Raw genomic sequence first — 23,933 nt, forward strand, 5'->3', positions numbered from 1 at the left:
CGGGCCTTACCGACCGGAGCGGTTCATCGCCTGAGGCGGTTGCACGACGGATCCGCCGCAGTGCGGCGCTGAGGCGGCGCACCCGCCCTTGATCTGCCACAGCCCGTCACCCCGCCCTCCTTCGTCATCCTCGGGCTCGACCCGAGGATCCACGCATTACGGCGTAGCTTGAGTTTGTGGCATGGATCCTCGGCTCAAGGCCGACGATGACCGCGGAGAGGTGGAGAGCCTTGGTTGGGGTCGCCTGGTCCGATGTGGCATCCTATCGCCTGATCCGCGTCGACAGGATGATCGACGACAGTGTGCGTTCCACGCCGTCGATAGCGCCGATGCGGTCGATCAGGTGATCGAGTTCGGCGATCGACGTTGCCTCGACCACGGCAATCAGGTCGAAACTGCCGCTTACCGAATGTAGGGTGCGTACGGCCGAGATGGCGTGCAGTTCCGTGGTGATGCGCGCCAGCGTCTTCGGCGCGATGGTGATCAGTACATGCGCCTTCACCATGCCGCTCTCATAGGCGTCCGAAAGCTTGACGCCATAGCCGGCGATCACGCCGTCCCGCTCCAGCCGGTCGATTTTTGCCTGCACGGTCGTGCGTGATAGACCCAGTTTGCGGGCGATCGTGGCTGTCTGTTCGCGGGCGTTCTCGCTGAGGATGGCGAGAAGTTCGCGATCCTTGGCGCCTAGCGTCGAAATGCTCATTTTAACCGTCATTCTGCCGATACTGATGATTGATTATGCCGGATATGGCGCTTTAAATCGACTGTCTTCCCTCTCAAAATAAACGCATCAATTCATGCCGGAGGGAAATCACATGAAGGACATCGTCGTCATCGGCGCGGGCAAGATCGGCTCCACCATCGCCCGCATGCTGGCTCACAGCGGGGATTACCGCGTCACCGTCGCGGACCGTTCGGACGAGCAGCTTGCCGCCATCGAGCGCCACGATGCCGTTTCGACCGCCGTGGTCGATATCGCCGACGGCGCCGCGCTCCGCGCCCTGCTCGCCGGCAAGTTCGCCGTCCTCTCCGCTGCGCCCTATCATCTGACGGTCGCCATCGCGGAAGCCGCAGCAGACGCGGGCCTGCACTATCTCGACCTCACGGAAGACGTCGAATCCACCCGCCAGGTCAAGCGCATCGCGGAAAACGCCAAGACGGCCTTCATCCCGCAGTGCGGCCTTGCACCGGGTTTCATCTCCATCGTCGCCAACGATCTCGCCAGCCGTTTCGATTCGCTCGAAAGCGTGCGCATGCGCGTCGGCGCGCTGCCGCAGTACCCGTCCAACGCGCTCAACTATAACCTGACCTGGAGCACGGACGGCGTCATCAACGAGTATTGCGAGCCCTGCGAGGCGATCGTCAACGGCGAGCTCGTGCTGGTCCCGGCGATGGAGGAGCGCGAGGAGTTCTCGCTCGACGGCATCACCTACGAGGCCTTCAACACCTCGGGCGGTCTCGGCACACTTTGCGAGTCGCTCAAGGGCAAGGTCCGGACGCTGAACTACCGCACGATCCGCTATCCCGGCCATTGCGCGATCATGAAGGCGCTGCTGCAGGACTTGCGTCTGGCCGACCGCCGCGACGTCTTGAAGGACATTTTCGAGAATGCGCTGCCGAGCACCCTGCAGGACGTCGTCGTGATCTTCGTCACGGTGAGTGGCCTGCAGGAGGGGCGGCTCGTCCAGCAGACCTATGCCAACAAGGTTTACAGCGCGACCGCCGGCGGCGTGACCCGTAGCGCCATTCAGATCACCACCGCCTCGGGCATCTGCGCGGTGCTCGACATGCTGGCTGAAGGTTCGCTGCCGCAGCGCGGCTTCGTCCGGCAGGAGGACATCACGCTCGAGGCCTTCCTCGCCAACCGCTTCGGCCGCGCCTATGCACGCCGCGAGGATGGCGCGCCCGGCAATGGCGAGATCGAGGGCAAACGCCGCGCCGCCTGAGCGCGCGACGGATGGGGCAGGCGCTCAACGCAGGGAGCGCATGCCGTATACAGGACTGGCATTGACCCGAACGACCGTTAAAAAGAGTCGAAAAGGGTCCGGAGGGGACGAAGACACGATGGCAAGGCGGGTTCTGGTCGCGGAATTCATGCATGAGACGAACACGTTCAGTGTTCAGCTCACGGGAGAAGAGGCCTTTCGCAGCTCGGGCGTCTATCTGGGCAACGAGATTCCGCCGGCTTTTCGCGGCACGCGCACCTCGATGGGGGCGGCCTTCGAGGCGGCCGATAAATTCGGCTGGAGCGTGACGCATCCGCTGGTCGCGGGCGCCAATCCCTCCGGCCGCGTGACCAAGGCTGCCTTCGAGCTCTTCGCCGGCCACATCCTCGCCTCCTGCGACGGCGTCGATGGCGTGCTGTTGCATCTCCACGGCGCGATGGCGACCGAGACCTCCGATGATGGCGAGGGCGAGCTGCTCGCCCGCATCCGCGCCAAGGTCGGCGAGGCCGTTCCGGTCGTCGCGGTGCTCGACCTGCATGCGACGCTGACCCAGCTCATGGCCGACAGCGCCAATGCCCTGATCTCCTACCGCACCTATCCGCATATCGATCAGTACGAACGCACCTGGCAGGCGGCCGAGCTGCTGCAGAAGGCGATGGACGGCACGATCACGCCGGTCTGCACTGTCGCCCGCCGGCCGATCCTCTATGCGCTCGACGGCGGCCGCACGACCTCGCCGCCGTTCAAGGAGCTGCTGCGCCGCGGCGATGCACTGGAAGCGGCGGGCGATGCCCTCGTCGTCAGCGCCCAGGCCGGCTTCTCCTCGGCTGACGTGCACGATATCGGCCCCTCCATCGCGGTCACGGCCAATGACCGGGCCAAGGCCCAGGCGATCGCCGAGGAGCTGATGGACTATGCCTGGGAGCAGCGCCGCTTCTCCTCGATCCATTTCGCGCCGCTGGCGGAAGCGATGGCCAAGGCCAAGGCGGGCGAGGACAAGCCCGGTAAGCCGCTGGTGATCTCCGACTATTCCGACAATCCGGGCTCGGGCGCCTATGGCGATGCCACCAACCTGCTGCGGGCGGTGCTCGCGGCCGGGCTGCAGAATGTCGGGTTCCATGCGATCCGTGATGCTGAGGCCGTGCTGCAGGCGCAGGCCGCCGGCGTCGGCAACGACGTCACGCTGGAGCTCGGCGGCAAGGTCGATCCCACCGTGGGCGGCGGGCCGCTCGAGATCACCGGCTGCGTCGTCGCGATCACCGACGGTCATTTCATCGCCTATGGCCCGATGGGCGGCGGCGCCTGGCGCAATTATGGCCTGAGCGCGCTGATCAGGGTCGAGGGCGTCGAGATCATCGTCATCAGCCATAACGGCCAGGCCACCGATCTGGCGCAGTTCACCTCGCTCGGCGTCGATCCGACCCGGAAATCGACGCTGATCGTCAAGTCGATGCAGCATTTCCGCGCCGCCTTCGAGCCGATCGCGCGCGAGGTGGTCGAGGTCGATACCGGCGCGCTCTCGACGCGCAATTTCAAGGAGCGGCCCTACAAGAAGGTGCGCCGGCCGATCTTTCCGCTCGACGATATCTGAGAGATGACGTGCCTTCCCACGAGCCCTCATCCTGAGGAGCCGCATCAGCGGCGTCTCGAAGGATGCTCCAGGAGGCTCCGGCACCAACTGGAGCATCCTTCGAGACGCAAGCTACGCTTGCTCCTCAGGATGAGGGCTCAGGGTTCCCCATGAATTCTGAGACCATTGCGAGACGACGGAAAGGGATGACGATGACGACGGAGCAAGCGGCATGAGCGTCAAGGCGGATATCGTGCTGCGCGGCGGCCCGATCTGGTGCGGCCGCGAGGATGGGGTCGTCGAGGCGCTGGCGATCTGGCAGGGCAGGGTGCTCGCAACCGGCAGCGATGCCGATATCGCCGCGCTGATCGGGCCCCGGACGAAGGTCATCGACCTGAAGGGCCGGCTGGCGACGCCGGGCCTGAACGATTCCCATCTGCATCTCGTCTCGCTCGGCATGACGATGGACTGGGTCGATGCCAAGCCGGCGGCCGCGCCCGACCTCGAATCCCTGCTGGCGGCGATCGCCAGGCGCGCTGCCGGCACCAGGTCCGGCGACTGGATCCTGGCGCGCGGCTACGACCAGACCAACCTCGACACCGGCCGCCACCCCTATCGCGAGGAGCTCGACCGCGCCGCACCGGACAATCCGGTGATGCTGGTCAGGACCTGCGGCCATGTCTCGATCTGCAATTCGCGAGCGCTCGAGCTCGCCGGCATCGACGAGCGCTCGCCGACACCTCCGGGCGGGCTGATCGAGCAGCAGAACGGCCGCCTGACCGGCCTGCTGGCCGAGAATGCCCGCGCGCCGGTCTGGGCCGTGATTCCCGATCCGACCGAGGAGGATCTCGTCGCCGGCATCGAGCGCGGCGGCAAATACCTGCTCTCGCTCGGTATCACCAGCTGCATGGACGCCGCCGTCGGCCAGCGCGGCGGATTTGGCGAGATCGCCGCCTACACCAGAGCCAAGCGCGACGGCCGCCTGCCGGTGCGCGCCTGGCTGACCCTGCTCGGCGACGAGGGTCGCTCGATCGTGCCGCAATGCCATGACGCCGGGCTGATCTCCGGCACCGGCGACGACATGCTGATGATCGGCGCGGTCAAGCTCTTCCTCGACGGCTCGGCTGGCGGCCGCACTGCCTGGATGAACGAGCCCTATCTCGGCGAGGACAAGACGACCGGCGTCCAGATGCTCTCCAACGAGGACCTGGAGCGCCAGGTCATGGAGGCGCATGTCAAAGGCTACCAGCTCGCCTGTCACGCCATTGGCGATGCCGCGATCGAGCAGCTGATCACGGCCTATGAGAAGGCGCTCAAGGCCCATCCTGACCCGGACCGGCGCCACCGCATCGAGCATTGCGGCTTCTCGACGCCGCGGCAGCATGAGCGCATGGTCGCAGCCGGTATCTATCCCTGCCCGCAGCAGGTCTTCATCCATGATTTCGGCGACGCCTATGTGAAGGTGCTCGGGCCCGAGCGGGCGCTGCCGAGCTACCCGTTCCGGACCTGGTTCGATCTTGGCCTGAAGCCGGCGACGGGCAGCGATGCGCCGGTCTGCGATCCCGATCCCTTCCCGAACTTCCATACCATGCTGACCCGCAAGACCTGGCGCGGCACGGTGATGGACGACAGGCAATGCGTCTCGATCGAGGAGGCGCTGCAGGCCTATACCGAGTTCGGCGCTTTCTCGCAGAAGCAGGAGACGGTGAAGGGCCGGCTCGTGCCGGGTTTCCTCGCCGATGTCGCGGTGTTCTCGCGCGATCTGCTCACCGCTGCGCCCGACGAGATCCTGAAGGACACGCGCTGCGATCTCACCATCCTTGGCGGCGAGGTGGTCTTTGACCGCGCCGCCTCGAAAGCCTGATCCGACCTGAGTTTTGGGAAAGCCGGCCAGAGAGGGAGGACAGACCGGAAAAACTCAGTATGGTTCCAGGCGGGACTGACCGACGCCGCCCTCGCGCGGCGTAAGAAGAGAATTCGAACGGGGTATTTTGGGAGGAATATGACGTGTTGAAGAAACTCGCTTTGACGACCGCGCTGACGCTCGCGGCCTTTACCGTGCAGGCGCAAGAGCCGCGCAAGGGCGGCACGATCCGCTTCACGGCGCCCTATGCGGCGTCCTTCGTCAGCAATGACAGCCATGTCTCGAACCAGATCCAGGACGAGATCTACGGCTACGCGCTGCATCGCTCGCTCTACAAATGGGATGCGGTGAACAACAAGCCGGTGCCGGAGCTGGCGACCGAGGTGACGAAGTCGGCCGACGGCCTGACCTACACCTTCAAGCTGCGGCCGGACGCGCTGTTCCATAACGGTCGCAAGCTGACGGCCGACGACATCATCTGGAGCCTCACCCGCCTGATGGACGGCTCGAAAAGCTATCCGGGCGCGCGCCATGTCCGCCGCATCGTGGGCGCGATCGACGTCGAGAAGGGCCAGGCCAAGGAGATCTCGGGCCTCAAGAAGATCGACGACTCGAGTTTCTCGATGACGCTGGTCGAGAAAGCCGATCCGGGCTTCTTCTTCTATTCGTCGACCACCTCGATCTATCCGGCCAAGGAAGCGCAGCAGGACGGCTTCTTCAACAAGCCGATCGGGCTCGGGCCGTTCAAGTTCGTCGAGCACGTGCCCGGTTCGCGCATGGTGCTGGAGCGCTGGGAGAAGTTCTACAAGGCTGGCAAGCCCTATGCTGACAAGGTCGTGATCTCGCCGATGGGCGAGGCGGCGGCCCGCGACATCGCCTTCCGCAACAAGGAGATCGACGTCTCGATCCTGGGGCCGACGCAATATGTCGCCTACAAGGCGGATCCGAACCTGTCGAAGGGCATTCTTGAGGTCGCCGAGGTCTTCACCCGCAACATGGGCATGAACCCGACCTTCAAGCCCTTCGCCGACAAGCGCGTGCGCCAGGCGATCAACCACGCGATCGACGCCGACCTGATCATCAAGCGCCTGGTCCGCGACAAGGCCTATCGCGCGGTGAGCTGGCTGCCGATCTCCTCGCCGGCCTATGACAAGGACATGAAGCCCTATGCCTTCGATCCCGAGAAGGCGAAGGCGTTGCTCAAGGAGGCCGGCTACGCGGACGGGTTCGAGTTCGAATGGACGGCCTCGCCGAACGAGAGCTGGGGCGTGCCGATCGTCGAGGCGGTCATTCCGATGCTGGCCAAGGTCGGCGTCAAGGTGAAGATCAAGCCGATCGAGGGCTCGGCGCTCGGCGGGACCATCTCGAAGGGCGACTTCCAGGCCTATATCTGGTCGAACACCTCCGGTCCCGATCCGCTGACGACGCTGAAATGCTTCCACTCGACGACGCCGCAGAGCGCCTGCAACTACGTCACTTACAAGAACCCGAACGTCGACAAGCTGATCGACGAGGCCGCCGCGACGGATGATCCGGCCAAGCGTCTCGACCTGCTGAAGAAGGTCAACGCGATCATCTATGACGACGCGCCGGTCTGGTTCTTCAACTACAACAAGGCGGTGATGGCCTATCAGCCCTGGCTGCACGGCCTGCAGCCCAACGCGACGGAACTCGCGCTCCAGAGCTACGAAGACCTCTGGGTTGACGCCTCTTCGCCAGCGGCGAAGTAGTCCCGGCGCATCCAACCCGGACGCCCGGCGGCCTTGCCTGCCGGGCGTCCGTGGTCAGGAATCCGCGGCGAGGAGTTCCGCATGTTGTCTTTCGTCTTTCGGCGCCTGCTGCAGGCCATTCCGATCCTGCTCGCGGTCGCCGGCCTGATCTTCCTGCTGTTCAGCGTCATCCCGGGCAATTTCGCCACCAGCCAGATGGCCGACGGCCGCACCGTCGTCGACGCCGAAGCAGTGGCGCGGATGAATAAGCAGTTCGGGCTCGACCAGCCGGTCGCGACGCGTTTCGTCAAATATGTCGGACAACTGGCGACGCTCGATCTCGGCACCTCGTTCCGGACCCGCCAGCCGGTCTGGCACCTGATCGGCGAACGCCTGTGGCCGACGCTGCAGCTCGCCTTCGCCTCGATGCTGTTCGCCATCGTCATCGGCGTCCCGCTCGGTTTCCTCGCCGCGCTGCGGCCGGGGAGCTGGGTCGACATGGGCTCGATGGTCATCGCCGTCTCGGGCCTGTCGCTGCCCAAGTTCTGGCTCGGCCTGATGCTGATGTATCTCTTCGCGCTGACGCTGGGCTGGCTCCCGAGCTTCGGCTACGGCGACGGCTCGCTGAGGAACCTGATCCTGCCTTCGGTCGCGCTCGGCGTCGCGCCGCTGGCGCTGCTCGCGCGCACCACGCGCGCCGCCGTGCTCGAGATCATGAACGCCGATTTCGTCCGCACCGCCCGCTCCAAGGGCATGAGCGAGCGGCGGGTCGTGCAATGGCATCTCGCCCGCAATGCGCTCGTCATCGTGCTCACCACGGTCGGCCTGCAGTTCGGCTCGGTGATCGGCCAGGCCGTGGTGATCGAGAAGCTCTTCGCCTGGCCCGGCCTGGGCTCTCTGCTCGTCGACAGCGTCAGCCTGCGCGACATCCCGGTCGTGCAGGGCTGCATCCTGGTGATCGTGCTGTTCTTCCTTCTGGTCAACATGCTCGTCGATGTCCTCGCCGCGCTCATCGACCCCCGCATCCGGTACACCTGAAGGCGCCGATGAAGTTCAGAGCCAATCTCGTGATCGGGGGAGTGCTGTTCGCGACCGTCGTCGTCGCCGGCGCGCTCGCTCCCTTCCTCGCCCATACCGACCCGGTGATGGACGCCAACCTGATGAATGCCGAGGTGCCGCCGGGCAGCGAATTCTGGTTCGGCACCGACGCCCAGGGCCGCGACATCTACAGCCGCGTCCTCTACGGAGCGCGCATCTCGCTGACGGTCGGCATCGTCTCGCAGCTCATCAACACGGTGATCGGCGTCGCGCTCGGGCTCTCGGCCGGCTACTGGGGCGGCAAGTGGGACGACTTCGTCAACGGCCTCACCAACCTGATGCTCGCCATTCCCTCGCTGATCTTCGCGCTCGCGATCATGGCGATCCTGACGCCCGGCCTGACCAGCCTGCTGATCGCGCTCGGGCTGACCAACTGGTCCTATACCTGCCGGCTCTCGCGCGCCTCGACGCTCTCGCTCAAGAGCCAGGGCTATGTCCAGGCGGCGAAGGTGCTGGGCTACAGCGATATCCGCATCATGCTGACGCAGATCCTGCCGAACATCCTCGGCCCGATCATCGTCATCGGCACGCTCGGCATGGGCGGCGCGGTCCTGGCGGAGGCCTCGCTCTCCTTCCTCGGCCTCGGTATCCGCCCGCCCTTCCCGAGCTGGGGCAGCATGCTCTCCGACGCGCGCGACCAGATCACCACCGCGCCGTGGATCTCGGTGTTTCCGGGCCTCGCCATCTTCGTCACCGTGCTCGGGCTGAACCTGCTCGGCGATGGCTTGCGGGACATCCTCGACCCCCAGTCGCGGGCGCGCACGGCATGACCGGCGAGCCGCTTCTCGACGTCGAGGATCTGCGCCTCGACCTGGTCGTCGGCGCGAAGCGCTTCCCGGCCGTGAAGGAGGTTTCCTTCACGATCGGGCGCGGCGAGACCTTTGGCCTCGTCGGCGAATCGGGCTGCGGCAAGAGCATCACCGCGCTCGCGCTGATCGGCCTGCTGAAGCACCCGCTCGCGATCGGCGGCGGGCGGATCCGCTTCAGGGGCCGCGAGATCCAGAAGCTGTCCTCGGGCGAGATGCGCAAGCTGCGCGGCAACGCGATCTCGATGATCTTCCAGGAGCCGATGACGGCGCTGAACCCGCTCTCGCCGGTCGGCCGCCAGATCGCCGAGATGTTCGTGCTGCACAAGGGCGCGACCTGGCACGAGGCGGAGCGCAAGGCGGTCGAGGCGCTGGCGAGCGTGCGCGTCCCGGCCCCGGACCGGCGCGTCAAGGACTATCCGCACCAGCTGTCCGGGGGCATGCGCCAGCGCGTGATGATCGCGATCGCGCTCGCCTGCCGGCCGGACCTGCTGCTCGCCGACGAGCCGACGACCGCGCTCGACGTCACCGTCCAGGCCGAGATCCTCGACCTCATTCGCGACCTGTCGGCGGCGCAGGGCACGGCGGTGCTGATGATCAGCCACGATCTCGGCCTGATCGCCAACATGTGCGCCCGGGTTGGCGTGATGTATGCCGGGCGCCTCGTCGAGCAGCGTGTCGCCGACGAGGTCTTTCGCGCGCCGAGCCATCCCTACACCAAGGGCCTCGTCGCCTCGCTGCCGCTGCTCGGCGCCCGCGCGCGCCACGGCCGCCACAAGCTCAAGGAGATCACCGGCGTCGTGCCGCCCGTGACGGCCTTCCCCGCGGGCTGCCGCTTCAACCCGCGCTGCTATGCCCGAACCGATATCTGCATCGCGGAGGACCCGGGCGAGACGCCGTTGCCGCATGGCGGCCTGGTCAGGTGCCATCATCATGAGTGACGCGACCCGTGAGACCATTCTGAAGGTCGAGGACCTCGCCGTTCAGTTCCATCTCGGCGGCGGGCTTCTCGGCGGCAAGCGGCGCACCGTGCATGCCGTCGACGGTGTCGATCTCGAACTGCGCAAGGGCGAGTGCCTTGGCCTCGTCGGCGAATCCGGCTGCGGAAAATCCACGCTCGCCTTGTCGATTCTCGGGCTCCAGCCGGCGACGCGCGGCCGGGTCCTGCTCGACGGCGTCGACATCGCCGCGCCGGGCGTCGACCGCAAGGCGCGCGCCCGCATCGTGCAGATGGTGTTCCAGGACCCCTATTCCTCGCTCAATCCGCGCCAGACGGTGCGCCGGACGCTGGAGGCGCCCCTGCGCATGCATGGCGTTACCGACCAGGCCGAGGTCGATGAACGCATAGCCGAGATCCTCAAGCATGTCGGGCTGCGGCCGGAACAGGCCGCGCGCTATCCGCACGAGTTCTCGGGCGGCCAGCGCCAGCGCATCGGCATCGCCCGCGCGCTGATCCTGAAGCCGAAGATCGTGGTGCTGGACGAGCCCGTCTCGGCGCTCGACGTCTCGATCCGGGCGCAGATCATCAACCTGCTGCTCGAGCTCAAGGAGACGCTCGAGCTCTCCTACATCATGATCAGCCATGATCTCGGCGTGGTCGAGCACATGAGCGACCGTGTCGCGGTGATGTATCTCGGCCGCATCGTCGAGACCGGCGACTGGCACACGATCTTCACGAAAGCCCGCCATCCCTATACGCGCGCGCTGATCGCCGCGATCCCCGATCCGTTCAACCACGAGCTCGTGGTGAAGATGTCGGGCGAGGTGCCCAACCCGCTGAACCCGCCCACCGGATGCCGCTTCCATCCGCGCTGCCCCGAGATGCGCGACATCTGCCGCGAGCCGCCGACGCCCTCGCTCGACGAGCTCGGCGAAGGCCATGCCGTCCGCTGCCTCAGGGCGGCGGAGCTGGCCTGAGCGGTCTCACCTATCGCCACAGCAAGCTATCCGAAGGACGAAAGCCTTGGCCAAGACCACGCAGAATCAGGCGAAGCACGATGCCGGCCTGGATGACGGCCCGCTGGAAAGCGTGCGCTTCACCGGGCTGAAAGCCGGCCCGAAGCTGATCGTGCTCGGCGCAGTCCATGGCAACGAGACTTGTGGCCCCAACGCGATCCGCCGGGTGATCGAGCAATGCCGCTCCGGCGAGCTGGTGATTCGCCGGGGCGAGGTCACCTTCGTTCCGGTGACCAATCCCAAGGCCTATCGCCAGAAGACCCGCGAGGGCGACCGCAATCTCAACCGAGATCTGCACGAGAAGCCGCAGCCGGCCGATTACGAGGACCGCATCGGCAACCGCATCTGCGCGCTGCTGCGCCAGCACGATGCGCTGCTCGACGTCCATTCCTTCAGGGGCGAGGGCGAGCCCTTCGTCTTCTTCGGGCCGGAGAACAATAGCGGCGAGCTCGAGCCGTTCCGCCTGGCAAAGGCGGAAGGCGCCTTCGCCGCCTGTCTCGGCGTGCCGGTGATGATCCATGGCTGGCTCGACAATTACGCCCGCCTGATCGCGGCGCGCGAGCGGCTCGACCTGCCGCGCCTGTCGCTCACCGAAGGCTACGGCACGACGGAATACATGCGCTTCGCCGGCGGCTATGGCGTGACCCTCGAATGCGGCTCGCATGACGACCCCGCCTCGGTCGAGGTCGGCCATGTCGCGATCCTGAACGTGCTCGCCCATCTCGGCCTGGTCGATGCGCCTGCGCCGAAGAGCAAGCTCCGGACCGTCATCCACATCACCGAGGTGATCATTTGCGAGTCGACCGGCGACCGGGTCGAAGGCGACTGGAAGACCGGGGACGCGATCGCGGCGGGCCAGATCATCGCGCGCCGCGCCAATGGCGAGCCGGTGAAGGCGCCGAGCCCGGGCTTCATCATCTTTCCCAACGCCAATGCCAAGCCGGGCGAGGGGATCTGCTATTTCGGTGTGAAGAGCGACCGGACACTATGAGAACGGTCCTCGCAATGTTTTGACTTTACAACCTCCGGTATGCGTTGAAAGCTTAACCACGCCGACCTGAGACGACTGGCGCGAGCGATCCGGCAGCTATACATGCTGAGGACGAAACCGGCTGGTGCCTGATATGCTGAAACTGCATAGTTTGTTCCTTGCGATGGGGTCGTTCGCGGTATTTGCCGCGCTCACGACATCGCAGGCTCAAGCCGGTCTACTCGAAATGATCTTCGGGGTGAGGCCGGCGCCGCCGCCCGCGCGTATCGAGAATCCTCTGGAAATGACGATTCGGCCGAGGAAGCAACTCTCCCGCCCGAAAGCGCGCCATGTCGTGCGGCAGGTGGAAGAGAAGAAGCCGGTGCTCGCGACCCCGATCGACCCCGTTGCCAACCCGCACTGGTATCTCAGCGACCCGACGCTGCGGCGCGGCGACATCGTCGTGCTGCCGGGCATGGTCCTGGTCTATGCCGGTGATCGCGGTCCCCGTCGGCTGGCCGATTTCGACACGCTCTACAAGTCGCGGCTGGTCTCGCGGAAGGATCGCGAGCGCATCAAGCTGCTGACGGAGTACACCCGCGGGCCGATGGGAAAATACAAGATCGTCCCCGATACGGACGAGCCGCTGCCCAGCGTGACCGAACGGACGGACAGGAAGCTCAGCGTCATCCTGCCCTGAGCGGATGCCGCGATAGAGCCCAGGGATCAGTCTCTCTGGCCACCAAGGCGGGTACCGCTGCCCGTCTCGCGGCGAGCCGCCATGCGATCAGACCGCTTGCCGGGTCTCCCTCCTGCCGTACCTTGTTCTCCCGCGACGGAAATCGGAGGAAACCCCCAATGGAACGACGCACATTCATCCTGGGCCTGCTCGCCGTGCCGGCGGCGGCAGTTGCGCTCAAGAGCGAGGCCAAGGCCGCTCCGGTCATCGACAGACTGCCGCAGGCCTCGGGCCCTGTTCCGACGCAGGACGCCGCTGTGACACTGCCCGATGGCACGCCGGTCGACTATGCGCAGTATCGGCGCCGGAGGCGGCGGCGCACGGTCTGCACCTGGCGGCGCAACAGGTATGGCCGCCGCGTCCGTGTCTGCCGGACGGTCTGGTACTGATCCGGACGGAATGAGCATGAAGGCCGCGGGCGAGCAGCCTGCGGCTCTTCGTTTGCGGGCTGCAGTGGGCAGCGTTGGTCCGGGACTGTCCGCCCCGGATCACGCCATATAGGCCCAAAAGGCGCGTATCCGTGCTGACCGGCGCACATTGCGCGGTTCGACAACCTACCGAAATGATTGAGTAAAATGGTCGGAGCGAGAGGATTCGAACCTCCGACCCCTTGTCCCCCAGACAAGTGCGCTAACCGGGCTGCGCTACGCTCCGACTGGCCGGCTTATAGAGGCGCGCGCGCCCGGATGCAACGCGCATCGGCGCTCTGTGGGCCTGGTTTTTGCGGCCGCGGATCTGCCCCGTAGCGGCACAGTCGGCCGCGTCCGTCGTTAACCCTCGATTAAGGCTTCGATTGCGGCCGCCTCCCGCTTTCCGCATCGTGCCGGCGGGACGGGAGGACGCGGCGGAGGGATCATCATGTCACTGGCGATTGCGACGGCGGAGCGGCGCAGCTCTCCGCTCCTGGCTGCGTCCAACAGGCCGCTAGGTTCCCTGGAGGGCTTTTTTCGTGAGTTGCAGCCTGACTGGCACTCGCAATGGGCCTGGGAGAATTACGAGCCGACGATCCTGGAGCTCGCCCGCCAATTCGGCCTGCGCCGCGTCTGCGAGATCGGTGGCGGCCGCGATCCGCTGTTCTCGGCCGGGGAGGCGGCAGGTCACGGGCTCGATCTCATCGTCAACGATATCGACGGCGGCGAGCTTGCGTTGACGCCGGCCGGCCTCAGGACGGCGCGCTTCGATATTGCCGGCGACCTCTCCGAGCCCGATGTCGTGCGCGGCGACTACGACCTGATGGTCTCGCGCATGGTGTTCGAGCATGTCCACGACGTCGAGCGCGCCTGGAGCAACATCCATGCCCTGCTGGCGCCCGGCGGCGTCGCGCTCGCCTTCTTCCCGACGCTCTGGGCGCCGGTCTTCGCCCTCAACCATATCCTGCCGGAGAAGGCCTCGCGCGCCATCGTCCATGCCCTGTTCCCGCTGCGGCGCGACGGCGGCGGCGACCCGAAATTCCCGGCCTTCTACGACTGGTGCCGCGGCAGCCGCTCGCGCTTGACGCCAATGCTGAATCGCGCCGGCTTCGAGGACGTTCATATCCAGCGCTTCTGGGGTCACGGCTATTTCGAGCGGATGCCGGGGCTGCGCCAGGCCGACCACGCCTTCAACGCGCTGGCGGCGAAGACCGGCTGGGAGTTCGTCACCACCTACGCCTATGTCGTGGTGCGCAAGAGCGCGGCCTGAAGCCGTGGGGCGCTAGCGGCCCGCGGCCGCGCGCGGTGGGTGGTCCGGCGTGAGCGCGGCCAGCCCCCAGACCAGCCCGAGCATCAGATACATGTGGCGCCAATGGTCGGTGTCGATCTGCAGGCCCTGCAGGATCGTGACGAACAGCACCGACCACAGCACGATCGCGTGGTTCTGCCAGGGCGCGCGGGTGAAGACCAGCCGCCAGCCGGCAAAGCAGGTGGCGGCGGTCAGCCCGAGATAGGCCAGCCCGCCGAGCCAGCCATAGGAGGCGAAGGCGTTGATGTAGACATTGTGCGGGTCTTCCGGGAAGAGCCAGCGGAAGCGCAGCGGGCCAAAGCCGTTCGGCGCGTCGAGCAGCAGCGGGATCGAGCGCAACTGGTTGCCGAAGCGGCCGGTGACGCCCTGGTCGTAGTCCTGGTCGAGCGAGGCGCGGACCTCGAAGACGCTGCGGATATTCTCGAACGAGAGCGCGATCAGCAGCGCGACCACCAGGAACGCCAGCGCGACCAGCGACAGGAAGACGATCCGGGTGCGGCGCGACGCGTTCGGCGAGGTCAGGAAGGTGAGGGCGACCATCAGCAGGGCTGAGCCGGCGAGACTGCCCCAGGCGCCACGCGAGAAGGTCAGGAACAGGGCCAGCAGCGGCACGCTCATCACGGCGAGCCCCCGGCCGAGCCCGAGCCGGCCGATCAGGACGTGCTGCAGCGTATAGACGATCGGCAGCACCAGGAACGGGCCGAGCACGTTCGGGTCCTTGAAGGTGCCCGAGGCGCGCCCGTAGAGCGTGAAGAGCGAGCCCAGCCCCGCCAGGTCGAAATAGCCGAGGATGGCGGCGAGCCCCGCGCACCAGGCGGCAAAGAGATAGCCCTTGCGCAAGGTGTCGAGCCGTCCGAGCGGGTCCTCGGCCATGATCGCGGCGAGGAAGATCGCGGTGATCATCAGATAGACCGAGACGGCGGTGAAGCGCACCGAGGCGCTCTCGTCCATCCAGGGGATCAGCGAGAAGATGCCGCCGATATTGTAGACCAGTAGCAGGAACACCATCGGCAGCAGCTTCTGCGAGAAGCGGATACCGGTCAGCGCGAAGACGAAGAGCGCGATCAGGAAGACGAGCTCGTAGGGCGAGGGTTCGATCAGCGCGAAGCCGCTGGAGGCCGTCAGCAGCCAGAGCGCGCCGCGCTTGATCGCGGCATAGGAAACCCGCAGGCCGCCGCGCCGGCCTTCGTCTTCGGCGCGGTCGGCAAGCGCGCTCAATAGGCGTTCTCGGTCTTGGTCAGGAGCGAAAGCGGCGTCTTGATCAGGATGTAGAGGTCGAGCAGCACCGACCAGTTCTCGATATAGTAGAGGTCGTGCTCGACGCGGCGCTGGATCTTGTCCTCGGTGTCGGTCTCGCCGCGCCAGCCGTTGATCTGGGCCCAGCCGGTGATGCCGGGCTTGACCTTGTGGCGGGCGAAATAGCCGTCGACGACCTGCTCATAGGCGCGGTTCTCGGCGGTGGCGTGGATCGCGTGCGGACGTGGGCCGACCAGCGAGAGATTGCCCTTCAGGATGACGTTGAAGAGCTGCGGCAGCTCGTCGATCGAGGTCTTGCGGATGAAGCGGCCGACGCGGGTGACGCGCGGATCGTCCTTGGTGACCTGCTTGGCGGCGGCGAAGTCGCTCATCTCGTGATAGAGCGAGCGGAACTTGAAGACCTCGATCAGCTCGTTGTTGAAGCCGTAGCGCTTCTGCCGGAACAGCACCGGGCCCTTCGAATCGAGCTTGATCGCGATCGCGGTCGCGACCATCAGCGGCGAGAGCAGGATCAGCGCCAGCGTCCCGACGACCTTGTCGAACAGCCATTTGACGACGATGTCCCAGTCGGCGATCGGCCGGTCGAAGACGTCGAGCACTGGCACCGCGCCGATATAGGAATAGGAGCGCGGCCGGAACCTGAGCTTCGACATATGCGCCGAGAGCCGGATGTCGATCGGCAGCACCCAGAGCTTGCGCAGCATGGTGAGCAGCCGCGCCTCGGCCGAGATCGGCAAGGTGAAGATCACGAGGTCGAGCTTGGTCCGGCGCGCGAACTCGACCAGGTCGTCGATCGTGCCGAGCTTGGGATAGCCGGCGACGAGATCGGGCGAGCGGTCGTCGTTGCGGTCGTCGAAGACGCCGCAGACCCGCAGGCCGGTGTCGCGCTGCGCCTCGAGCGCCTTGATCAGGGCTTCGCCCGCTGCGCCGCCGCCGACGATCGCGGTGCGGCGCTCCAGCCGGCCCATCCGGGTCAGCCGGCGCACGCCGAGCGTGACGGCCAGCCGCTCGACCAGAAGCGTCGCAAGACCACCGGCATAGAACCCGGCGAGCCAGACGCGCGAGACCTGGTCGCCGACCTTGAGGAAGAAGAAGGTAGCGAGCGCGAGCAGGAACAACATCGTCCAGCCAGCGACGAGACGAACCGCCATCGAGATGAAATGGCGCTGCGCACCGACATGGTAGAGATGCAGCGCCTGGAAGACGGCGAGCGCGCCGACGGCCATCAGGGGAATGGTGATCTGGTAGGGCAGGTTGCTTTCGACGGTGCCGGCGGCATAGAGCCAATAGATCAGGCTGCCGACGCCGGTCACCACCAGGACGTCGAACAGGCGCACCAGCCCCTCGATCATCACTGGCGAGAGCGTCGGCTTCACCGGCATGGCAGCGATGCGCTCGGCCAGGGGATGGAAGATGCGCGTGCCGCCGCGTGCCTGCCGGCCTCCCATCTCCGATGTCGCGGCCGCGGCCGCATCGACCTTGATCAGATCGCGTACATCGAAAGCGCCCATGACAACTCACCCTCGGTCCGGTCGGTCGGCCGCAACCCTCCAACCTCGCCACTCGACTATCCGAAAATGCTCACGGAAGACTTAATCGGACGCTTCGTTGTTTCAGCGGATTCGCCGCGACTCTAGGGAAGCCGGGAGTGCCGGGATGGGGTCCGAACGACACGCTGAGCCCGAATAATTCCGCAGCCGCAGAAAGCGCGATTTTCCCTCGGCCCGACAAGGTATTAGCTCAGGTATAACGAAGTGTTTTTGATATCGTTTCCTGCTCCGAAAACGCTGAAAAAGCTGTTTCAAGTTGACAAAAAGCAATGAAATTGGCATATCCAGCGGCGATGAGTGTCTGAGAAGCACATTTTTGAGCGGAACCTGTCTCGGCCCTTCGTGGTTGTGAGACAAGTCGCTGTGCCGCCCCTGCAGTTTTTCCTGCCGGGGCTTCGTATCCGGAACTCGTTGTCTAAACTCTAGCTTTGCTTAGCTGCCTTAACGCCGCCCCCGCGGCGTCCAGCGCCGGCTTCGCCCGTGTGCAACATGTCTTTCCATTGGTTATTCCTGCTCGCGGCCATCGCCGTCGAGATCGTCGCGACGGCCGCGCTGAAGTCGGTCGTCTCGGAGCCCTGGCTCCTGACCGCATTGCCGCTCGCCCTGATCGGGCTGTCCTTCGCGCTGCTCAGCGTGGCGCTCAGGGTCATCCCGATGGCTGTCGCCTATGCGGTCTGGGAAGGGCTCGGCATCGTCGGCATCGCCGCCGCCGGTCACCTCCTGTTCGGCGAGCATCTGTCGCCGGGGCGCCTCCTGGCGCTCGCCGCGATCATCGCCGGCATCGTGCTGCTCGAGCGCGGGGTCGGTCATGGCGCTGAGGAGGGTGACGAGCAGGGGAGGCTGGCGTGACCATCCTCCTTCTGCCGCAGTCGCTGGCCTTCGCTTGGCTGGCGCTTGCGGTCGTGCTCGAAGTCGCGGGCACCTATCTGCTCAAGCTTTCCGACGGGATGAAGCGGCGCGCCCAGGGTGCGCTCGGCATCCTGCTCGTCATCGGCGCCTTCGCCGCGCTGGCCCAGGCGATCCGCGGCATGGACCTGTCGGTCGCCTATGCGGTCTGGGGCGGCGCGGGGCTGGTGATCACCGCGATCATCGGCATGCTCGCCTTCGGCCAGCGCATCCGGCCCTCGGGCTGGATCGGCATGGCGCTGGTCGTCGCCGGCGTCGTCGCCCTGAAGCTGGTGTGAAAGCCAGCCGGGCTCAGGGTCGGGCGCGGCGCGCCATCGCGTCGCGATAGGCGCCGAGCACGCCGTCCACCATCGTGTCGATGCGGAAATTCGCGCGCACATGCTTCGCGAGATCGGCCGACTGCTCGCGCCGCTCGGCCTCGGGCATGGCGAGCGCGCTGCGGATCGCCTCGGCGAGGATGACCGGGTCGTTCGCCGCGATCAGCCGGTGCGCATGAAGCGGGCCGTAGATTTCCTTGATGCCGCCGACATCGGTCGAGATCAGCGGCTGGGCCGCGGCGGCCGCTTCGAGGATGACATAGGGCAGCGATTCCGCGCGCGAGGGAATCGCCATGACATGGGCCTTCGACAGGGCCGTGCGGATCGGCCCCGGCGGCTCGAAGACGCATTGCTCGCCGATGCCGCGTTCCACCGTCATCTGCTTGAGTTCGGCCTCGTCGGGGCCCGAGCCGACGATCAGGAGGCGTGGCTGCAGGCCGTCGCGGCGCTTCAGCAGCGCCAGCGCGTCGATCAGCGTGTCGACGCCCTTGGCCGAGCGCAATTCGCCGAGATAAAGCAGGTCGAAGCTCGCGCCCGAATGGTCGATCGGCGCGAATTCCGCTTCCGAGATGCCGTTCAGCACGATCCGGTGGTCGCTGCGCGGCTTGTGGCCGATATAGGCCTCGAAGCGCCCGGCGATGAAGGCGCTCTCGAAGCAGAACATGTCGGTCGCGCGCTCAAGCAGCCTTTCGACCGCCATGTAGACGCGGTGCTCGGTGCTGCCGGGTTTGTAGTTGAAGCTGCCGCCATGCGGCGTATAGGCGGTGACATAACGCCGCCCGGGCGAGAGCAGGGCAGGCAGGCGCGCATAAACGCCGCCTTTCGAGCCATGCGCATGGACGATGTCGGGTGCGAGCCGCGCGCGGGTGCGGACCGCGCTGATCTGCGCCATGGCGTCGGTCGGGCTCGGATAGCGCGACATCGGCACGCGCGTGATGCCGAGCGAGAGCGTCCCGGCCAGTTCGGCGAAGACCTGGTCGGCGCGGACCCCGCCGGTGGTCGAATCGCAGAAGATGCCGACCTCGTGCCCGCGTTCGGCCTGGCCGCGCGCGAGATCGAGCACATGCCGGAACAGGCCGCCGAGCGGCGCGCGGAAGACGTGCAGGATGCGTAGCGGCCTCACGCCGGGAGCGTCCGCCATGACCGTTGCCCCCTCAGGCCTAGAACCAGCGTTCCTTGATGACGATCGTGTCGCCGGGCTGCACCTGATAGGTGATCGGCACGGTGCCGGTCACGAGCTGGCCGTCGATCTGCCGGGTGACCTCGGCATAGTCGCGCTGGCCGCGCGGGGTGAAGCCGCCCGCGATCGCGACCGCGGTCTGGACGGTCATGCCGTTGACATAGGGGAACTGGCCGGAATTGGTGACCTCGCCCAGCACGAAGAAGGGGCGGTAGGCATCGACCTCGACCGAGACCTTCGGCTCGCGCAGGAAGCCGGCGCGCAGGCGCCCCTCGATCTCGCGGGCAAGCTGCTGCGTCGTCCGCCCCTGCGCGTCGACCGCGCCGATCAGCGGCATCGCGATCCGGCCGCTGCCGTCGACGGCATAGACGTTCGACAGGTTGTCCTGGCCGAAGACGATGATACGCAGCCGGTCGCCGCTCGCCAGCCGATAGGGCGCGTTGATATCGGCGACCGCCAATTCCGGCGCGACATAGCGCGGCGCGCAGGCGCTCGCCGCCAGCGCGACGGCCAGAGCGAGAGAGGCGAGCGGTCGACTCATCACTTGCTGAACCTATCCAAATGCGAGGTCAGGGTTAGGGCGATATGGTTAACAAAGCCTGATCGCGCCGCCTTGCCCGAACCCCAGGCGAAAGCGCGTCTTAACTCCGCAATAACCTTAATCAGCTTTGATTGACCCAGCGTCCTGTCCCGGACGCGAGAGTTTTGCGTGAATGGATGGGTCATGACCGCTCGAACCGACAGCGATGCGCGGGATGCCGGCGAAGGCCGCGGCGACATGCTCGACCTTGCCGCCCTCTGGGCCGCGATCAAGCGCCGCAAGGCCTGGATCATCGGGCCCACGCTGGCTGCGCTCGGCCTCTCCTTCGTCGCGGTCAACCTGATCCCGCCGCGCTATACGGGCGAGGCGCGCATCCTGCTCGAGAATCGTGACAGCTTCTACACGCGCCCCGGCCAGAGCGCGACGGAATCGACCGGGCAGCAATTCGACAGCGAGGCCGTCCAGAGCCAGGTCCAGGTCATCATGTCGCGCGACCTGGCGCGCGAGGCGATCAAGCGAATCGGGCTCGTCGGCAATTCCGAATTCGATTCCGGCGCGGGCGCGCTCGGCGCCGTGAAGAAGCTCGGCGTGCTGGTCGGGTTGGGCGCGCATCCGGCCGACCGCTCGCCTGAGGAGCGGGTGCTGGAGAAATACTACGACCGGCTGCTGGTCTATCCGGTCGGCCGCTCGCGCATCGTCGCCGTCGAGTTCACCTCGCAGGACCCGGCTCTGGCGGCGAAGGCAGCGAACATCATCGCCGAATCCTATCTCGAATTGCAGGAGGCGGCGAAGCAGGATACCGCGCGCAGCGCCTCGTCCTGGCTCTCGACCACGATCGAGCCCTTGCGCAAGCGCGTCGCCGAGGCCGAGGCCAAGGTCGAGGATTTCCGCTCGCGCAACGGCCTGCTGGTCGGCACCAACAACACCACCATCACCTCCCAGCAGCTCGCCGACCTGTCGACGCAGCTCTCCAGCGCCCGGACCCAGCAGGCCGAGGCGCAGGCCAAGGCCGGCATCATCCGCGACGCGATCAAGCAGGGCCGCACCTTCGAGATCCCGGATGTCGCCAATAACGAGCTGGTGCGCCGGCTGATCGAGCAGCGCGTCAACCTGCGCGCCCAGATCGCGCTGGAATCGCGCTCGCTGCTGCCGGAGCATCCGCGCATCAAGGAGCTGAACGCCCAACTCGTCGATCTCGAAGGCCAGCTCCGCGCTGCCGCCGAGCGCACCGTGCGCATGCTCGAGAACGAGGCCAAGATCGCCGGCCAGCGCGTCGAGAGCTTCACCGCCGCGCTCGACGGCCAGAAGAAGAACGTCTCCAGCGCCAATGACAGCGAGGTGCAGCTGCGGGCGCTCGAGCGCGAGGCGCGCACCCTGCGCGAGCAGCTCGAGCAATATATGCTGCGCTATCGCGAGGCGATCGCGCGCGACACCCAGAACGCCACGCCGGCCGATGCGCGGGTGATCTCGCGCGCCATCGAGCCGACCGAGCCGTCCTTCCCCAAAAAGATCCCGACCATGATCGTGGCGACGCTGGCGACCTTCCTCGTCGCGCTCTCGACGGTCGTCGCGCGTGAGCTGCTGAACGGCAATGCCGGCGCGCCGGCAGGGTCCGGCGGGCAGCGCCGCGCTCCGGGTTGGGTCGGCGGCGGCGCCACCATGCCGTCCCGCCCCGGCAGCGCCGATCCGCGCCGCGAACGGGTGGCGGGGCTTCTGACTCATGGCGGCCGCCTCGGCCAGATCACGGTCGACCTCGCCGATCCCGACGAGGCCCTGGCGGCTCTCGCCGAGCGGGTCGTCGAGCCGCCGCGGGGCATGGCGCCGCTTGTCGTCGTCCTTGACGGGGCCGGTCCCGAGGCGACCAGCGCGCGCGACCTCGCCGAGCTGCTGGCCAAGCGCTGCCGCTGCATCCTCGTCGACCTCGCCGCCGACGGAGAGGCCCCGGAGGCGGGCTTCTCGGAGCTCCTCGCGGGCGAAGCCCTGTTCTCCGACATCATCATGCGCGAGCCCGGCTCGCGCCTGCACCGGATCGGTCCCGGCCTCGCCGGCCGCGAGGCGGTCCTGGCCGCGCCCGATATCGTCGAGGTCGCGCTCGACGCGCTTTGCGAGACCTATGACTGGGTGCTGGTCGCGGCGAATTCGGGCGATGACAGCGCCGTGCTGGCGCCGCTGGTGGTGCGCGCCCAGGGCGCGCTCGTCATGGCCGGCAAGGTCGGCAACGGCCATGCCGTCGAGGCCGCCTACCGGATCACCGATTTCACCAAGGCCCCGGTCGTCCTGGTCCTCGACGCCGTCGATGAGCCGCCTGCCGGCCCGTTCCCGACCCGCGAGCGCGACGAGGCGATGGCCTGAGCTGCGGCCGTTCCCGTCATGGTCGGGCTTGTCCCGACCATCCACGTCTTCGCTTATCGTGGGCAGTGTTCAAGACGTGGATGCTCGCCACAAGGGCGAGCATGACGAGCTGCAGTAGCCGCGGCCAGCGTACCGGAACGACCTATCAGCCCTCGTCGGCTTCCATGCGGCGGCCGCGCCGGTTCAGCCAGCCCGAGGCGCGCTGCGCGATCTTCAGCGCCAGCGGTGAGCCCTTGATCCGGCGCTTGGCGACGCGCTTGGCGCGGCTGAACCAGGCATAGGCCCGGCCCTTCGCGGTCAGCGGCAGGAAGGTGTCGACGAGCTCGTCCCGGTCGTCGCAGATGGTGGTCTTGTAGCGCGCCTCGCCGACGCCGAGATCGAAGACCCGGATGCCTTCGTGGCATTTCAGCTTGATCAGGTCGACCAGCAGGATCTCGCCCGGGCTCGTCTTCGCGATCTCGCTGTCCATGTCGAAGGAGGTCGCCATCCCGGAGAAGCGCTGGCCCTGAACCGCGCCGACATAGGTCGCGACCGAACGGCCCTCGACATCGAGCGAATAGAGCTCGAGCGCCGGCGGCTCCTCGGGCCGGATCGTCGCCGCGCCGCGCAGGAAGGCGCGCAGCCCCGGTTCGGCGAAGGGGTCGGGCACGCCCATCGTAGCGAAACGCACGGCCTTCTGCGCCAGGAAGGCGTCGATGACGCGCTCGATCTCCTCGGGTGTCACGGCCCTGACCAGCGCAGAGGCGCCGAAGCCGGCGAAGCGATTACGCTTGTTCTTCAGCTTCTTGCGGGCATGCGTGCTCATCGCCCGCTTCAAGGTGCCTTCGCAGTCATGCTGCATCAGTGCCAGCTTGTAGGCCCCGCTCGGGCTCGGGCCCGCGGCGAGAAGCGCGGTCGGGTTCGGCACGCCCTGCCATTCGACCGGCTGGTTGACGAAGATGAAGCCGTCGAGCCCGCCGATGCCGGCGCCGATCTCGGTCAGCATGGCGCGGGCAGCCGCCGGATCGAGCGCTGCGGCGAAACCGGGGGCATAGAGCCCCATATGGTAATTGGCGTGCTTGCCGCCGATGAATTCGGCGAAGCGGATGCCGCTGCGCCGTGTGATCACCAGCGGCAGGATGGCCTGCGCCAGTCCGTTGGCATCGCGCAGGACGGCATGCCGGAAATCCTGCTGATGCGCCGCGCCGACCGTCTCGACGAAGGGGGCGATCCAGCCCAGCGCCTGATAGGGCGTGACGAGCGCGCGGGCCTCGAGCTCGCGCCAATCCGCCGCGATCGCCGCGAGGTCGGGCGTGATGGTGACGCTGTGCCAGGGCCGCGCGCGTTCGCTGTCGCGGCCGGGAGCCAGCGCGAGCGAGAGAGCCGAGGCCGGCGTCACGGCGCGTTCGGCGAGTGCGGACATCGTGTCGGAACCCTTTGGCGGCAGCATTCCGCGTCCTTTTAACCCGCTATT

General features: G+C 66.8%; 21 protein-coding genes and 1 tRNA gene. 15 read left to right on the plus strand and 7 right to left on the minus strand.

Annotated elements, in window-relative coordinates:
* Nucleotides 1-262: 262 nt before the first annotated feature.
* Nucleotides 263-703, minus strand: coding sequence for an Lrp/AsnC family transcriptional regulator (locus ACTIF2_RS21075; RefSeq protein ID WP_165909364.1), 441 nt, complete (start codon nt 701-703; stop codon nt 263-265).
* Nucleotides 704-815: 112 nt separating this feature from the next.
* On the opposite strand from ACTIF2_RS21075, the gene ACTIF2_RS21080 reads away from it, so the two are divergent.
* From ACTIF2_RS21080 to ACTIF2_RS21130, 11 genes are all read left to right on the plus strand, one after another.
* Nucleotides 816-1,946 carry a saccharopine dehydrogenase family protein gene (locus ACTIF2_RS21080; RefSeq protein ID WP_439499080.1) on the plus strand — a complete coding sequence of 377 codons (1,131 nt, stop codon included), beginning with the start codon at nt 816-818 and terminating at the stop codon, nt 1,944-1,946.
* A 118-nt stretch (nt 1,947-2,064) separates the two neighbouring features.
* On the plus strand, nt 2,065-3,537 hold the full coding sequence (locus tag ACTIF2_RS21085) for a M81 family metallopeptidase (protein WP_439499081.1): 1,473 nt from the start codon (nt 2,065-2,067) through the stop codon (nt 3,535-3,537).
* Nucleotides 3,538-3,748: 211 nt separating this feature from the next.
* Nucleotides 3,749-5,380, plus strand: a complete 1,632-nt coding sequence (locus ACTIF2_RS21090; RefSeq protein ID WP_439499082.1) for an amidohydrolase — start codon at nt 3,749-3,751, stop codon at nt 5,378-5,380.
* Nucleotides 5,381-5,526: 146 nt separating this feature from the next.
* A complete protein-coding gene (locus ACTIF2_RS21095) occupies nt 5,527-7,110 on the plus strand; it encodes an ABC transporter substrate-binding protein (protein WP_439499166.1) in 1,584 nt (527 codons plus the stop codon).
* Nucleotides 7,111-7,191: 81 nt separating this feature from the next.
* Nucleotides 7,192-8,127, plus strand: coding sequence for an ABC transporter permease (locus ACTIF2_RS21100; RefSeq protein WP_439499083.1), 936 nt, complete (start codon nt 7,192-7,194; stop codon nt 8,125-8,127).
* Nucleotides 8,128-8,135: 8 nt separating this feature from the next.
* Entirely contained in the window at nt 8,136-8,957 is an 822-nt protein-coding gene (locus ACTIF2_RS21105) for an ABC transporter permease (RefSeq protein WP_439499084.1), read from the plus strand.
* Nucleotides 8,954-9,934 (plus strand): ABC transporter ATP-binding protein, encoded by a 981-nt coding sequence (locus ACTIF2_RS21110; protein ID WP_439499085.1) that lies wholly within the window; start codon nt 8,954-8,956, stop codon nt 9,932-9,934. The genes ACTIF2_RS21105 and ACTIF2_RS21110 overlap by 4 nt, the downstream gene beginning before the upstream one ends.
* A complete protein-coding gene (locus tag ACTIF2_RS21115; RefSeq protein ID WP_439499086.1) occupies nt 9,927-10,910 on the plus strand; it encodes an ABC transporter ATP-binding protein in 984 nt (327 codons plus the stop codon). The genes ACTIF2_RS21110 and ACTIF2_RS21115 overlap by 8 nt, the downstream gene beginning before the upstream one ends.
* Nucleotides 10,911-10,956: 46 nt before the next feature.
* The gene (locus ACTIF2_RS21120; protein WP_439499087.1) at nt 10,957-11,940 is read left to right on the plus strand and encodes a succinylglutamate desuccinylase/aspartoacylase family protein; all 984 of its coding nucleotides are present in this window, start codon (nt 10,957-10,959) and stop codon (nt 11,938-11,940) included.
* 133 nt (nt 11,941-12,073) lie between these two features.
* A complete protein-coding gene (locus tag ACTIF2_RS21125) occupies nt 12,074-12,619 on the plus strand; it encodes a hypothetical protein (protein WP_439499088.1) in 546 nt (181 codons plus the stop codon).
* A gap of 158 nt (nt 12,620-12,777) precedes the next feature.
* Nucleotides 12,778-13,047 carry a hypothetical protein gene (locus ACTIF2_RS21130; protein ID WP_439499089.1) on the plus strand — a complete coding sequence of 90 codons (270 nt, stop codon included), beginning with the start codon at nt 12,778-12,780 and terminating at the stop codon, nt 13,045-13,047.
* A 187-nt stretch (nt 13,048-13,234) separates the two neighbouring features.
* Here the strand turns inward: ACTIF2_RS21130 and ACTIF2_RS21135 are convergent.
* Nucleotides 13,235-13,312 (minus strand) — tRNA-Pro (locus ACTIF2_RS21135).
* Nucleotides 13,313-13,516: 204 nt separating this feature from the next.
* On the opposite strand from ACTIF2_RS21135, the gene ACTIF2_RS21140 reads away from it, so the two are divergent.
* On the plus strand, nt 13,517-14,338 hold the full coding sequence (locus ACTIF2_RS21140) for a class I SAM-dependent methyltransferase (RefSeq protein ID WP_439499090.1): 822 nt from the start codon (nt 13,517-13,519) through the stop codon (nt 14,336-14,338).
* A 12-nt stretch (nt 14,339-14,350) separates the two neighbouring features.
* Here the strand turns inward: ACTIF2_RS21140 and ACTIF2_RS21145 are convergent, their stop codons facing one another.
* Together ACTIF2_RS21145 and ACTIF2_RS21150 are read right to left on the minus strand one after the other, a co-directional pair.
* Nucleotides 14,351-15,595, minus strand: a complete 1,245-nt coding sequence (locus ACTIF2_RS21145; protein WP_439499091.1) for an O-antigen ligase family protein — start codon at nt 15,593-15,595, stop codon at nt 14,351-14,353.
* Nucleotides 15,592-17,145 (minus strand): undecaprenyl-phosphate glucose phosphotransferase, encoded by a 1,554-nt coding sequence (locus ACTIF2_RS21150; protein ID WP_439499092.1) that lies wholly within the window; start codon nt 17,143-17,145, stop codon nt 15,592-15,594. Before ACTIF2_RS21150 ends, ACTIF2_RS21145 begins: the two co-directional genes overlap by 4 nt.
* Nucleotides 17,146-17,673: 528 nt before the next feature.
* On the opposite strand from ACTIF2_RS21150, the gene ACTIF2_RS21155 reads away from it, so the two are divergent.
* On the plus strand, nt 17,674-18,033 hold the full coding sequence (locus ACTIF2_RS21155) for a DMT family transporter (protein WP_439499093.1): 360 nt from the start codon (nt 17,674-17,676) through the stop codon (nt 18,031-18,033).
* A complete protein-coding gene (gene mdtI, locus ACTIF2_RS21160; RefSeq protein WP_439499094.1) occupies nt 18,030-18,368 on the plus strand; it encodes a multidrug/spermidine efflux SMR transporter subunit MdtI in 339 nt (112 codons plus the stop codon). The genes ACTIF2_RS21155 and mdtI overlap by 4 nt, the downstream gene beginning before the upstream one ends.
* A 13-nt stretch (nt 18,369-18,381) precedes the next feature.
* Here mdtI and ACTIF2_RS21165 read toward each other — a convergent pair whose 3' ends face one another.
* Nucleotides 18,382-19,548, minus strand: a complete 1,167-nt coding sequence (locus tag ACTIF2_RS21165; protein WP_439499095.1) for a glycosyltransferase — start codon at nt 19,546-19,548, stop codon at nt 18,382-18,384.
* 19 nt (nt 19,549-19,567) lie between these two features.
* Nucleotides 19,568-20,128, minus strand: coding sequence for a polysaccharide biosynthesis/export family protein (locus tag ACTIF2_RS21170; protein ID WP_439499096.1), 561 nt, complete (start codon nt 20,126-20,128; stop codon nt 19,568-19,570).
* A gap of 183 nt (nt 20,129-20,311) precedes the next feature.
* Between ACTIF2_RS21170 and ACTIF2_RS21175 the strand changes: the two genes are divergently transcribed.
* Nucleotides 20,312-22,480 (plus strand): GumC family protein, encoded by a 2,169-nt coding sequence (locus ACTIF2_RS21175; protein ID WP_439499097.1) that lies wholly within the window; start codon nt 20,312-20,314, stop codon nt 22,478-22,480.
* Between the two features lie 145 nt (nt 22,481-22,625).
* Here ACTIF2_RS21175 and ACTIF2_RS21180 read toward each other — a convergent pair whose 3' ends face one another.
* The gene (locus ACTIF2_RS21180; protein ID WP_439499098.1) at nt 22,626-23,909 is read right to left on the minus strand and encodes a GNAT family N-acetyltransferase; all 1,284 of its coding nucleotides are present in this window, start codon (nt 23,907-23,909) and stop codon (nt 22,626-22,628) included.
* Between the last annotated feature and the right edge of the window lie 24 nt (nt 23,910-23,933).

Origin of the sequence: Allobosea sp. (assembly GCF_051860145.1) — a bacterium.
Taxonomy (GTDB): Bacteria; Pseudomonadota; Alphaproteobacteria; order Rhizobiales; family Beijerinckiaceae; genus Allobosea.